The 347-nt window shown below is 51.6% G+C and carries 1 protein-coding gene; it reads right to left on the bottom strand.

Annotated elements, in window-relative coordinates:
• A partial coding sequence (locus tag BCT11_RS01035) for a hypothetical protein (protein ID WP_241908964.1) occupies positions 1-321 on the bottom strand: 321 nt, incomplete at its 3' end.
• Positions 322-347: the final 26 nt, after the last annotated feature.

Below are 347 nucleotides of genomic sequence, written 5' to 3'. Positions count from 1 at the left end.
AGCGTCGTCCACCGTTGGCTTGGTTTGCGTCAACGTAAATGTCGTCCCCGCTTCTTTTGCTGGTGCCTCCAAGTCGTTAGTCCCGTTCACCGTCACCGTAATGGTGCCGTCTTTAAGACCAGAGACATCAAGCGTCGCGTTCCATTTACCCAATGCAGTCACTGTCGTGGTTTGCGTGACTTCTTTATTGTCCGTATCGACCGCTTTGATGGTCAATGTGTCGGTGCTTTCGAAGCGTGTGCTATCGCCACTGACGGCAACGCTTGCAGCGCTCGCTTCGTTAACATCACCGATATTTTCAACGGTTAAGGTTGGGGTCATCACCAGCTCTTTGCTAGAAGTGAATG

It is taken from the genome of Vibrio sp. 10N.222.52.B12, from assembly GCF_002875385.1.
Classification (GTDB): Bacteria; Pseudomonadota; Gammaproteobacteria; order Enterobacterales; family Vibrionaceae; genus Vibrio; species Vibrio jasicida.
This window is presented reverse-complemented; position numbering and strand designations above follow the sequence as displayed.